The sequence below is a fragment of the Erwinia wuhanensis genome, assembly GCF_030484085.1.
Taxonomy (GTDB): domain Bacteria; phylum Pseudomonadota; class Gammaproteobacteria; order Enterobacterales; family Enterobacteriaceae; genus Erwinia; species Erwinia aeris.
Window position 1 is genome coordinate 128,959 of sequence record NZ_JAUJUH010000002.1, and the last position, 12,454, is coordinate 141,412.

At 55.7% G+C, this 12,454-nt stretch carries 12 protein-coding genes; 6 read left to right on the forward strand and 6 right to left on the reverse strand.

Annotated features, from left to right (window positions below):
- Positions 1-97 precede the first annotated feature (97 nt).
- Complete coding sequence (locus QZH36_RS05070; RefSeq protein ID WP_253454671.1) at positions 98-544, forward strand: YccF domain-containing protein; 447 nt, start codon at positions 98-100, stop codon at positions 542-544.
- Between the two features lie 2 nt (positions 545-546).
- Positions 547-2,673, forward strand: coding sequence for a YccS family putative transporter (gene yccS / locus QZH36_RS05075; protein WP_301729756.1), 2,127 nt, complete (start codon positions 547-549; stop codon positions 2,671-2,673).
- On the opposite strand, the gene QZH36_RS05080 is transcribed toward yccS, so the two are convergent.
- Positions 2,670-3,293, reverse strand: a complete 624-nt coding sequence (locus QZH36_RS05080) for a TfoX/Sxy family DNA transformation protein (protein WP_301729757.1) — start codon at positions 3,291-3,293, stop codon at positions 2,670-2,672. The two genes, yccS and QZH36_RS05080, sit on opposite strands and share 4 nt — an antisense overlap.
- A gap of 199 nt (positions 3,294-3,492) precedes the next feature.
- On the opposite strand from QZH36_RS05080, the gene sulA reads away from it, so the two are divergent.
- Together sulA and ompA are read left to right on the forward strand one after the other, a co-directional pair.
- Positions 3,493-3,990: an SOS-induced cell division inhibitor SulA gene (gene sulA, locus QZH36_RS05085; RefSeq protein ID WP_301729758.1), complete on the forward strand. Its 498-nt coding sequence runs from the start codon at positions 3,493-3,495 to the stop codon at positions 3,988-3,990.
- A 348-nt stretch (positions 3,991-4,338) separates the two neighbouring features.
- A complete protein-coding gene (gene ompA / locus QZH36_RS05090; RefSeq protein ID WP_301251195.1) occupies positions 4,339-5,403 on the forward strand; it encodes a porin OmpA in 1,065 nt (354 codons plus the stop codon).
- A 105-nt stretch (positions 5,404-5,508) separates the two neighbouring features.
- Here the strand turns inward: ompA and matP are convergent, their stop codons facing one another.
- Positions 5,509-5,964, reverse strand: coding sequence for a macrodomain Ter protein MatP (matP, locus tag QZH36_RS05095; protein ID WP_125288689.1), 456 nt, complete (start codon positions 5,962-5,964; stop codon positions 5,509-5,511).
- 183 nt (positions 5,965-6,147) lie between these two features.
- On the opposite strand from matP, the gene QZH36_RS05100 reads away from it, so the two are divergent.
- Together QZH36_RS05100 and fabA are read left to right on the forward strand one after the other, a co-directional pair.
- Complete coding sequence (locus tag QZH36_RS05100) at positions 6,148-7,893, forward strand: AAA family ATPase (RefSeq protein ID WP_301729759.1); 1,746 nt, start codon at positions 6,148-6,150, stop codon at positions 7,891-7,893.
- 68 nt (positions 7,894-7,961) lie between these two features.
- On the forward strand, positions 7,962-8,480 hold the full coding sequence (gene fabA / locus QZH36_RS05105) for a bifunctional 3-hydroxydecanoyl-ACP dehydratase/trans-2-decenoyl-ACP isomerase (protein ID WP_125288691.1): 519 nt from the start codon (positions 7,962-7,964) through the stop codon (positions 8,478-8,480).
- 62 nt (positions 8,481-8,542) lie between these two features.
- Here the strand turns inward: fabA and rmf are convergent, their stop codons facing one another.
- The 4 genes from rmf to pqiA all read right to left on the reverse strand — a co-directional run bounded on the left by rmf (position 8,543) and on the right by pqiA (position 12,452).
- Positions 8,543-8,710 carry a ribosome modulation factor gene (gene rmf, locus QZH36_RS05110; RefSeq protein WP_125288886.1) on the reverse strand — a complete coding sequence of 56 codons (168 nt, stop codon included), beginning with the start codon at positions 8,708-8,710 and terminating at the stop codon, positions 8,543-8,545.
- Between the two features lie 277 nt (positions 8,711-8,987).
- The gene (pqiC, locus tag QZH36_RS05115) at positions 8,988-9,551 is read right to left on the reverse strand and encodes a membrane integrity-associated transporter subunit PqiC (RefSeq protein WP_301729760.1); all 564 of its coding nucleotides are present in this window, start codon (positions 9,549-9,551) and stop codon (positions 8,988-8,990) included.
- Positions 9,551-11,191, reverse strand: coding sequence for an intermembrane transport protein PqiB (gene pqiB / locus QZH36_RS05120; RefSeq protein WP_253454678.1), 1,641 nt, complete (start codon positions 11,189-11,191; stop codon positions 9,551-9,553). Before pqiB ends, pqiC begins: the two co-directional genes overlap by 1 nt.
- A complete protein-coding gene (gene pqiA, locus QZH36_RS05125) occupies positions 11,178-12,452 on the reverse strand; it encodes a membrane integrity-associated transporter subunit PqiA (RefSeq protein WP_301251199.1) in 1,275 nt (424 codons plus the stop codon). The genes pqiB and pqiA overlap by 14 nt, the downstream gene beginning before the upstream one ends.
- Positions 12,453-12,454: the final 2 nt, after the last annotated feature.

The following is a 12,454-nucleotide window of genomic DNA, read 5'->3' on the forward strand; positions in this document are numbered from 1 at the left end:
CAGTTTACCCGGCAAGGATGTACCGCTCCAGCGTTAAAACACGGTATAATCAACGTATTGAATTTTCTTTTTTCGCGCAGCGCGAGGACCCTATCTGATGCGTACCGTTTTAAATATTTTAAATTTCTTTCTGGGCGGTTTTGTCACGACTTTCGGCTGGCTTGTTGCCACGCTGCTCAGCATCGTTTTCATTATTACGCTACCGTTAACCCGTTCCTGCTGGGAAATCACCAAGCTTTCGCTACTGCCGTTTGGCAACGAAGCGGTGCATGTGGATGAGCTTAATCCCGGCAAAAAAAATGTTTTGCTGAACTCCGGCGGCACCGTATTAAATATCGTCTGGTTTATTTTCTGCGGCTGGTGGCTTTGCGTCACCCATATCCTGGTAGGCATCGCGCAGTGTATTACGCTTATCGGTATCCCTACGGGCATCGCACACTTTAAGATCGCAGCTATCGCACTCTGGCCGGTCGGACGCCGCGTAGTCAGCGTTGAAGTCGCCAAAGCCGCCCGTGAAGCCAACGCCCGCAGCCGGTATAACTAACTATGCGTCTGTCGCTGTCGCCACGCCTGCGCCGCTATGCCTATAACAGCGCCCTGCTCTACAACCTGCGCATCTTTTTTGCGCTGGCCGGCACGGCGGGCGTGCCTTTATGGCTGGGCCAGATAACCTGGACTATCCCGCTAACGCTGGGCGTTGTGGCGGCAGCGCTGGCCGATCTTGACGATCGCCTCAGCGGCAGGCTGCGCAATTTATTGATCACCCTGGTTTGCTTTTGCGTGGCCTCCGTCTCGGTGGAGCTGCTTTCTCCTTTTCCCTGGCTGTTTACCCTTGGGCTGGCGCTGTCTACCTGGGGGTTTATCCTGCTCGGCGCGCTGGGTCAGCGTTACGCCACTATTGCTTTCGGCGCGCTGCTGATCGCTGTCTATACGCTGCTGGGGCTTGGTCTGTTTCCCCAGTGGTATTTGCAGCCCTCGCTGCTGTTGACGGGAGCTATCTGGTACAACCTGCTGACGCTGATCGGTCATCTGATTTTTCCCGTACGTCCGTTACAGGAGAATATTGCGCGCTGCTTTGAAGGCCTGGCGCACTACCTGGAGGCGAAAGCAGGTCTCTTCGATCCAGACATCGAAGAGAATGACGACGCTTCGCTGATTGAAGCGGCAATGACCAATAGCCAGCTGGTCGCCACGCTGAATCAAACCAAGATTTCCATCCAGTCCCGGCTGCGTGGCGATCGCGGGCAGCGCAGCACGCGCCGCACACTGCACTATTATTTTGTGGCGCAGGATATTCACGAGCGCGCCAGCTCTTCCCACGCGCAATATCACGCCTTACGCAAAGAGTATCGCTACAGCGATATTCTGTTCCGCTTTCAGCGGCTGTTAACCATGCAGGCGCGCGCCTGCCAGCAGCTCTCCAACGCTATCTTGCTGCGCGAACCCTGGCAGCACGATCCGCGTTTTGAGCGCGCTTTTGTGCACCTTCAGGCCGCGCTGGAGCGCCTGAGTGCAAACCAACCCGCCAGCAGCGAACTTAAGGCTATGCACTACCTGCTGCATAACCTTAAGGCTATCGACGCCCAGCTGGCGACCATCGAGTCCGAGCAGGTTTTGCAGGACAACAGCGACGGACGTCTTTCCAGTGAAGGCCTGACCGGCTGGGCAGATATCCGTCTGCGCCTGAGTCGCCATCTTTCGCCGCAGTCGCCGCTTTTCCGGCACGCCGTGCGCATGTCGCTGCTGCTCTGTACCGGCTACGCTTTTATCCAGATCACCGGGCTGGAACACGGCTACTGGATCCTGCTGACCAGTCTGTTTGTCTGCCAGCCCAACTATAACGCGACGAAAAGGCGCCTGGCGCTGCGTATTGTCGGCACGCTGGCCGGTATAGCGATTGGTCTGCCGCTACTCTGGCTGATCCCCTCTGTTGAGGGACAGCTGATACTCATTGTGCTCACCGGCGTGCTGTTTTTCGCCTTCCGACAGTCGCAATATGCCTACGCCACGCTTTTTATCACCCTGCTGGTACTTTGCTGCTTTAACCTGCTTGGTGAGGGGTTCGAGATCGCGCTGCCGCGTATTATCGATACGCTGCTGGGCTGCGGCATAGCCTGGATCGCCGTGGCCTTTATCTGGCCCGACTGGCGTTTCCGCCAGCTTTCCGCCGTCGCGGATCGCACGCTTAATGCCAACTGCCGCTATCTGGACGCCATTCTGGTGCAGTATCACCAGGGCAAAGATAATCGCCTGGATTACCGCATTGCCCGGCGCGACGCGCACAACTGCGACGCCGAGCTGGCGTCGGTAGTGTCTAATATTTCGGCCGAAAAAAACGCCAGCGCGCGCCTGCGTGAAGACGCTTTCCGACTACTGTGCCTGAACCACTCTTTTCTCAGCTATATTTCCGCGCTGGGCGCCCATCGCGAGAAAATCACCAACCCGGCCATGCTGCAACTGATGGATGATGCGGTCTGCTACGTCGACGACGTGCTGCATATTGATATTGTTGATGAAGACAAAGCGGCCAGGCTGCTGGGCAATCTTTCCGCCCGCCTGGCAGCGGCGGAAGCGGCGCCGGACACAAAGGAGCCGCTGGTCTTACAGCAGGTTGGCCTGCTGGTTGCACTGCTGCCGGAAATTGTTCGGTTGAAAAAAAAGGGGCTGGCCTAAGACTTTTGCTGCCTGGCCCGGCGCCGCAGCGTTTCCTTATGCCACTGCCGAAGCTCGGTTTTGACGCTTTCCGGCAGCGCTTCGTAATGGCGGCCCGCGATCGCGCCTTCCAGCGCGAAAAGGACGTTGATGCCCAAATTATTGTTGCTGGCGTACAGCTTGAGCCAACAGCGTCTGGCGCCCTGCTCTTTGAGCATGGCGATAGTGCTGATGCCGACCTGACGTAGCAGCGTCTCGATGCGGATAGTCAAATTGGGCAAATCTTTCAGGCGCTGATTTTGCTGCTTTTGCGTTCGCTGCTGGCGTGCGCCCTGCAGGCAAAGCCGGGAGAGCGCCACCAGCTGCCCGTGCTCTTTCCACAGCGGGTCGTCCACCCGATAATAATCCAGCGCGACCGGCATCCCTCTTTTAGTAAAATGCAGAGGCTGCATCTTCCGCTCCACGATATAGGGCTTTACCTGCTCGCAGGCCCGCAGATAAAGCTCCCCTTCCGCTACCAGCGCGAACACCACGTTCTCTATCGACAGGCTGTAGCCGCCGAACTGGCTGCGGCATTCGATTTCGCCCAGTTCGGCAAGCTGGCGTCTGGCTTTTTCAATCTGTTTTTTTGACTGGCTCATCCTTTTCTCCCTGTATACAGAACACCCTCGTCCCTGTGAGAAATGAAAAGTATGCAATCGTGGTAACAGGTTCAATTACTAATTGCCGTTACAGCCGGTTTCATTGTGATTTTGCGAGACGTTATCAAAATTTAGGGTTGATCTTTGTTCACCGCCCTTATACTGTATATCCATACAGTGACCTGCGAGCAAAGCCGATATGCGTACTCATTCCATGAAATCTCATTCTGTTAACAGCCGTTTTCCTCAGCCCCGCTCTTCATCCCATAGCGAAGCGACTGGCCTGATCAGCGAACTGATCTACAGCGAGAATCAGCCGGGCATGACGCAAATGCTACTGCTCCCTTTGCTGCAACAGCTGGGCACGCAGTCCCGCTGGCAGCTATGGCTGACGCCGCAGCAAAAGCTGAGCCGCAGCTGGCTTGCGCGTTCCGGGCTGCCGCTTAATAAAGTGATGCAGGTCCAGGGGCAGGCCATTAATACGCTGGAGGCCATGATTAAAGCGCTGCAAACGGGGAACTACAGCGTGGTGCTGGGTTGGCTGCCTGAGGAACTGACCGAGGAAGATCGTCGTCGGCTCCATGACGCAGCGTTAAGCGGCCAGGCTTTAGGTCTGATTATGCGACCGGATCCGGTCGAAATTGTCGCGTACAGACCCTTTAATGGGTTAAAAATTCAGTCGAGTTTGTATCATTAAGTAAAAATAAGAGTTTTCTCATCATAAACTTCTTCGCCGGGCATGATAAGCGTCTGATTATGCTATGACCCGGCGTGACAATGGTTTAGCCGCGTTTTTCCCGGAAGTTATCTCCCGCCGTCCTGTACGCAAATGTGTAAAAATGTGTACAAAACGCCGTTTTTTTTCAGACCGCCTTCACATCTTACTTGTAAGTTTGCTGGTACGTTGTAGACTTTACGTCGCCAGGGTGCTCAATAATCTCCCTTTTTTGGATGAGTCATAATCGAGCGTCATAACCCGGCGAAGGATTAAATCAAAGAGCTAATGAAAGCTCATTGCCTATTTGGATGATAACGAGGCGCAAAAATGAAAAAGACAGCTATCGCAATTGCAGTGGCACTGGCTGGCTTCGCTACCGTAGCGCAGGCCGCTCCTAAAGATGACACCTGGTATACCGGTGCGAAACTGGGCTGGTCTCAGTACCACGACACTGGTTACTACGGTAACGATTATGCGAACAACGACGGCCCAACTCACGAAAGCCAGCTGGGCGCAGGTGCCTTCGGTGGTTACCAGGCTAATCAGTACCTGGGCTTCGAACTGGGTTATGACTGGCTGGGTCGTATGCCTAACAAAGGCAATGTCGTAAACGGCGCATTCAAAGCACAGGGCATTCAGCTGGCTGCGAAACTGAGCTACCCAATCTATGACGATCTGGACGTGTACACCCGTCTGGGCGGCATGGTATGGCGCGCTGACTCCACGCAGAACAACAACGGTACTCGCATCAGCGATCACGACACCGGTGTTTCTCCGCTGGCAGCTGTAGGTGTTGAATACGCTGTAACCAAAAACTGGGCTACCCGTCTGGACTACCAGTGGGTTAACAACATCGGTGATGCAAACACCGTTGGCACCCGTCCAGATAACGCCATGCTGAGCGTAGGTGTTTCCTACCGTTTCGGCCAGGATGAAGCAGCGCCAGCACCGGCTCCGGCTCCAGCACCAGCGCCAGTTGTTGAAACCAAGCGTTTCACCCTGAAATCAGACGTGCTGTTCACCTTCAACAAGGCGACTCTGAAGCCAGAAGGTCAGCAGGCTCTGGATCAGCTGTACACCCAGCTGAGCTCTCTGGATCCTAAAGACGGCAACGTCGTGGTTCTGGGCTTCACCGACCGTATCGGTTCTGACCAGTACAACCAGAAACTGTCTGAGAAACGTGCACAGTCCGTTGTTGACTACCTCGTGTCTAAAGGCATCCCTTCTAACAAGATCTCTGCACGTGGCATGGGTGAAACTAACCCAGTTACCGGCAACACCTGTGACAGCGTGAAAGGCCGTAACGCCCTGATCGAATGTCTGGGTCCAGACCGTCGCGTAGAAATCCAGGTTAAAGGCATCAAAGACGTGGTAACTCAGCCTCAGGGTTAAGTTTACGCTTTGATAAAAACCCCGCTTCGGCGGGGTTTTTTGTGGGCGCTATTTCGCGCTGCTGCTTATTGTCCCGCCGGCCGTAATTGCAGACCGTCGACAGGTCTAATCCGGCTTGCCCAGGATCGCCTGCAAATCCTGCCTGAGTGAAGACATCTGGCTGGCATATTTTTCTTTATGCTCTGCATCTTCTATCAGCTGCACAATGGTGTCCGAAAGCGTGACGTTTCGCCGCTGCGCCAGCGCGGCCAGCCGCTGCCAGACCAGATACTCCAGATCGATAGATTTCTTCCGCGTATGCTGATGTTCTGCATTAAAGTGACGCTTGCGGCGCGCGCGTATACTTTGCTTCATGCGGTTTTCCAGCGCCGGATTGATATGACGGGCAATCCATGTCGTTACCTCGCCAGGGCTGTGTTCTATCGCCAGCAGCTCACCGACGGCAGCCTGGGCCGCGCTTCGCTCCAGATAACGCGTGATCGCTTCACCTTCCCGGTGTTTTTTCACCAGGTATGTCCACTTCCATCCGCTTTCAAGGTTTTCCAGTTGCTGGTATTTCATCGGGCTCTCATGCTAAACCTGTAACCTATTTAGAATAACAGCTTTTTTAACATAGCCGCACGGAAAACCAGAGCGAACTCGCAATTGCGGCCCGTAAGGGTGCAAAGAAGAACTCAGCGATGCTTAACAGGCTGAAATCTTGTATAATGGCGTATTACTCATTTTAAGAAAAAAACGATAACTTTGATCAACAACCAACTTGAATGGCGCGCCCTGCAGCCCGATACCGACAGCGTTCAGTCGCTTTTCTCCGAGCTTCCTGATGATCCCTGTTACTTTTCCGAAGTACAGCCACGCCTGTTCAATACGCTGAGCCTGCTGCTGGACAGCCAGGCAAAACTGCCGCTGATGCTGGTCAAAACGCCGGAGCACCCGGAGTATCAGGCTCTGCTGCAGACCGTGATTTCAGGTTTTGATGATGAAAGCGTGACGCTGTACGGCGGTCATTATCATATTGACGGCGCGGCGGTCAGCTGGCGTCCGGCCGAGTCGGAGCAGGATAATTTTGCCTCGACGGGCGGCGTGCACAGCGCAGACTGGATTGAGGCGGAACAGCTGTTCGGCTGTTTCCGTCAGTACAATAATACGTTAACGCTTGAACCCGGACTGGTGCACAAGGCTAACGGCGGGACGCTACTGCTTTCTTTACGCGCCCTGCTGGCCCAGCCGCTGCTCTGGCTACGTCTGAAGCAAATCCTCAGCACCCGCCAGTTTAGCTGGCATTCGCCCGACGAGTCCCGGCCGCTGCCGGTTGCCGTGCCGCCAATGCCGCTGCATTTTCGTCTTATCCTGACCGGTGAACGCGACGCGCTGGCTGATTTCCAGGAGATGGAGCCGGAGCTGGCGGCGCTGGCGTTCTATTCGGAATTTGAGGATAACATTCAGATCGTCGACGAGCAGTCGTTCGCTTTGTGGATCAAGTGGGCACGTTCGGTCGCTGCTGATGAAGATCTGCTGATTGCAGACGATCTTTGGCCGGTGCTGATGCGTGAAGCGGTACGCTATACCGGCGACCAGGAAACGCTGCCGCTGTGTCCCGTCTGGCTGGCTCGCCAGTTCCAGGAGGCGGCGGCCAACAGCGATGAAAACCTGATCAACGGCGAACACCTTCAGGCGGCGCTGGATAATCGCGAGTGGCGCGAAGGCTTCCTTGCCGAGCGAATTCGTGACGAGATCCTGCTGGATCAGATCCTGATCGAAACCGAAGGCGAGGCGATTGGTCAAATCAACGCCCTTTCCGTTATCGAATTTCCCGGCCATCCCCGCGCCTTCGGCGAGCCTTCCCGCATCAGCTGTGTCGTACACGTGGGCGACGGCGAGTTCCATGACGTGGAGCGTAAAGCGGAGCTGGGCGGCAACATCCATGCCAAAGGCATGATGATTATGCAGGCATGGCTGATTGCGGAGCTGGAGCTTGATCAGCAGCTGCCCTTCTCCGCCTCGGTCGTGTTTGAACAATCCTATTCAGAAGTCGATGGCGACAGCGCATCGCTGGCCGAACTCTGCGCCCTGATCAGCGCGCTGTCCAGCCAGCCGATTACGCAACAGATTGCCGTGACCGGCTCGGTGGATCAGTTCGGTCGCGTGCAGCCAGTCGGCGGCCTGAACGAAAAGATCGAAGGCTTTTTCCATATCTGCCAGCAGCGCACGCTGAACGGCAGCCAGGGCGTTATCATTCCTGCGGCGAACGTGCGTCACCTTTGCCTGCAGCAGGAAGTGGTGGATGCCGTGCGGGAAGGAAAATTTCACGTCTGGGCGGTGGAAAGCGTGGAGGAAGCCCTTCCTCTCCTGACCAAAACCGAATGGGACAAAGAAGACGCGCCTTGTCTGCTAAGATCGATTCAGGAGCGCATTGCGCAAATAAACCAACAGGAAGGTCGGCAACGTCCGTGGCCGCTGCGCTGGCTGAACTGGTTTAACCAGAGCTAATCGGGCTTGCTCAGCTTACAGCTGTAAGCTAACCTTCGTGCTTCAATAAAATAAGGCTTATTAAGAACATGGTAGATAAACGCAAATCCTACTCAAAAGAAGACCTGATTGCCTCTGGTCGCGGTGAACTTTTCGGTGCCGAAGGCCCGCCGTTGCCGTCTGGCAACATGCTGATGATGGATCGCGTCATCGAGATGAATGAAGATGGCGGCAACTACGGTAAAGGCTTTGTGGAAGCGGAGCTGGATATCAATCCCGATCTGTGGTTCTTCGGCTGCCACTTTATCGGCGATCCGGTGATGCCAGGCTGTCTGGGTCTTGATGCGATGTGGCAGCTGGTAGGCTTCTATCTGGGCTGGCTGGGCGCGGAAGGTAAAGGCCGTGCGCTGGGCGTAGGCGAAGTTAAATTTACCGGCCAGGTTCTGCCAACGGCGAAAAAAGTCTCTTACCGTATTCACTTTAAGCGTGTTATTAACCGCAAGCTGGTGATGGGCGTAGCCGATGGCGAAGTGCTGGTGGATGGCAACGTTATCTATACCGCTACCGATCTGAAAGTGGGTCTGTTCAAGGACACCACCGCTTTTTAAGCGCGTTTAAAAGACGAAACCTCCGCCCGGGCGGAGGTTTTCCTTTTCAATAACAGAGCGGATTACGCGGTAACCGTCCTGTCCTCCATGGCCTGTCGCCAACCTCCCAACCAGTGAGATCTTGCATCTATCATTTGATAGGGACACATCTCTTTAGGGCGTCCGGTAATACCGGCCTGATAACCTCTGGAATGTGCCCGTTCGAGCCGATCTCGTTTCTGTCTCTTCATCATGCCTGTAATCCCCTCTTCAGGTCAGGTGGAATCTGGTGGAAAGAAATCAGTGAGTGCATACGCAGTCACAATTTAGTTCTAACGCCATTTTCGCTGAAGATCAACGCGCAAATTTCACGCCAATGTCATAAACCTGTGCGAGGATAGTGGAAACTTATCGCCTGAAAACTCTCCTGAAAACCAGATAACCTCCTGTATGGCAATAAAAAAAGCCCCGATTGTGCAATCTTCTGATTGTCGACAAACCGGGGCTTAGCGCCAGTGATTAATTTTTCTAATTAAGGCTGCGGATACCGTTAGCTATATCCTGCGCCTCCTGCTGCCAGCCTTCTGCCAGCGTTCTGACCAGCGCGTCGTAGCCATCCTCTTTCTGCGGCAGGGCCAGCGTAAACGAGCGCTTCACGATTTGCCCCTGATGCTCCAGCACCCAGTCGCCGCTGATCACCGCATGGCCGTCGTAACGACCGTGGAAGCCGGTCACCGTTACGTTGAGCGTATCCTGCTGCTGGCCCAGCGGTGAAGCCGAGACCAGCGAGCCGGGCAGCGCCTGGCTCAGGTTCGCCACCAGCGTTTGCTGTAGCTGCTGGTCGAGCGGGCTGGCCCAGAGGTTATTGGCAGCAATCGTATATTTCACGTCGCTGGTTTGGTAAACCAGCCCGTTACCGGACAAATAGTCCGGAACGGAAACATGCTGGACAAAAACCGCTGGCCGCGCGGCATCAACGCTGCTGACGGCCGCGCCCTTCGCCGCCACGGGCAGCTGGTAATAGGTGGTATCGGACGTGCTGCTGCAGGCGCTCAGCGCCAGGACCAAAGCCACAGGTAGCCATTTTTTCATTATTTCGCCCTCTTCGGCTGGGGATCCTGGCCGGGTTTTGCTTCAAACACCAGCGCATTGCTCTTGCTGTTCAACGTTTTCAGCACCGGCTGCAGTTCACGCAGCACCTGATTGAGCTGCTGCATATCGCCGACCAGTTTGCTGTAGGCCGGTGCGCCAGGCTGGAAGCCTTTCATGCTGGCGTTCAGCTCGCGCAGCGTTTTCTGCATATCGGCCGGTAGCTCTTTCATCGACTGGCTGCCGGTGATCTGGTTGATGTTATCCAGCGTTTTCTGCAGCTCGCGAATAGTGCGCTGGCTCTCTTTCAGCGTGCCCGTGGCCTGATTAATCATCGGGTTCAGCGGCAGCGAATTGATTTTATCCAGCGTATCCATCAGTTTCTGTTGGATCTGCGCCAGTCCGCCGCTGGTCGTTGGGATCAGCTCATAGCCCGCAAAAGAGGCCGGTCCTTTGAACGGTTTGGCATTGCTGTCAAAATCCAGATCGATATAGAGCGAGCCGGTCAGCAGGTTGGCCGACTTCAGCGAGGCGCGAAGACCCGCCTTGATACCGTCCTTCAGGTGCTGCTCAATATCAAAGTCCTTGCCCAGCATACTCTGGAAGCGGTCCGGCTCGATGCGGATCAGTACCGGGATACGGTAATCGTTGCCCAGCTGCTGCGCGACTTTAGTGGATTTAAACGGCACTTCCGCGACCGTTCCCAGCCTTATGCCCCGGAACTCTACAGGCGCGCCCGGCTGCAGGCCGCGAATAGAATCGCTGAAGAACATCAGGAAGTCTTTATGCACGGTGTAGAGCGAATCCTGAATGCTGCGCTGATCGTCAAACAGCTTATATTCCGCTTTATTCGCCGCCGCCTGTCCCAGATCCCAGCCGTCCGGCACGTCAAAGCTGACGCCGCCGCTGAACAGCGTGGTCAGCGAGCCCATTTCAACCCGCATACCTGAAGCGGACATATCTACCGCGATGCCGCTATCCTTCCAGAAGCGCACGTTTGTCGTGACCAGCCGGTCATAAGGGGCGGCGATAAACAGCTGATAGGTCATCATACGTTTGTCGGCGTCGAACTGGCTGGTTTCCACCGAGCCTACGCGATAGCCACGGAACAGCACCGGATCGCCAGGGTTCAGCTGGCCCGCTTTCGCGCTGTCCAGCGTAATGCGTACCCCTTTGGCATCCGGCGGCGCCAGCGGCGGCGCATCCAGCAGCTTATACTGTTCGGGCTGTTCGCCTTTGCTGCCCGGCTGCAGCTCAATATAGGAGCCGGAAAGCAGCGTCCCCAGACCGGTAACGCCTTCGCGGCCGATGGTCGGTTTAACCACCCAGAACGCGCTGTCGCCTTTCAGCAGTTTTTCCATGCCGGCGTTAAGGCGCGCGGTAATTTTCACGTGCAGCAGATCGTCAGTCAGTACGGCGCTTTCTACCGTGCCGACATCAACGCTGCGGCTTTTAATCGCCGTTTTACCGCCTTCGATGCCTTCCGCGTTGGTGGTGATCAGCGTGACCAGCGGCCCCTGATGGGTGAAATGATAAACAAGGATCCACGCACCGATTAATACGGTGACAATGGGGATGATCCAGACTGGTGACCAACGTTTGATTCGATCAACCGTCGCCACGCCATGATTATTTTCCTGCAATGCCTGGCTCCTCTTTAGTTTGGGTACTGACACGATCCCAGGTCAGACGGGGGTCAAACGTCATGGCGGCGAACATCGTCAGGATCACCACCAGCGCAAACAGCAACGCCCCCGTCGCGGGATAAATATTCATTAGCTGGCCCATGCGCACCAGCGCGGAGAGCACAGCTATCACAAAGACATCAATCATTGACCAGCGGCCGACAAACTCCACCACCTCGTAGATTTTATGCATCCTTTCGCTGTCCTGATGCGGCTTGCTTTTGCCGTTGGCATCCCAGCAAAGCCAGCCGATAGCCAGCATTTTTAGCGAAGGCACCATGATACTGGCGATAAAAATCACCAGCGCAACCGGATAGGATCCTTCTCCCCACAGCAATACCACGCCCGCCATAATGGTAGACGTCGTTTTGCTGCCAAGGGATTCCGTGATCATAATTGGCAGCAGGTTAGCGGGAATATATAAAAGCAGTGAGGTCAGCAGCAGCGCCATTGTCCATTGCAGGCTGTGCCTGCGCCGGGCGTGACCGCGCGTGCCGCAGCGTGAACAGGAGAGTTGTCCGACCGGCAGTATCGCTGTACAGCAGCTACAGGAACGCAGATCCTGCGCCAGGCCGCTGATGGCAGGCACCGGTTTCGCCGGCAACGCAGGCAGAGGCGCAATGCGCTGCCACATCCAGCGGCGATCGACGCACTGAAAAGCGCGCAGCTGCAGCACGCAGAACAAACACCAGGGAATAAAACTGGTGCCGATGCCGATATCGCCGTAGGCCATCAGTTTGACAAAGCTGACCAGCACGCCGGCCAGGAAAATTTCCGCCATGCCCCAGGTTTTGATCTGAAACAGCGCGCGCGCCATCGCTTTTTTTAACGGCGTGGGCAGATTAACAGGGTTCACCAGCAGCAGGATAATAAGCATACAGAGCGCGGGCACGGCCTGCACGAACAGCAGAAACAGCGTCGCCAGGCTGCTGTAATCCACCGAAACCATGACCTGCGGGATACGCATCAGCGTAATTTCGCTGCTCATCCCCGCCACGTGCATATTGACGAACGGAAACAGGTTCGCCAGAAGCAGCATAAACAGCGCCGCCAGCGCATAGCCGGTTGGCCGCTTGCGCGGCTCATCCCAGTTCATGACCAGCGTGGTATCACAGCGCGGGCAGCTGGCTTTGCTGCCCGGCGTGAGAGGCGGCAACTGTGTCATCAGGTCGCACTGCGGGCAAAGCATCCACTGGTCGGCCTGGTGCGATGAACACATAG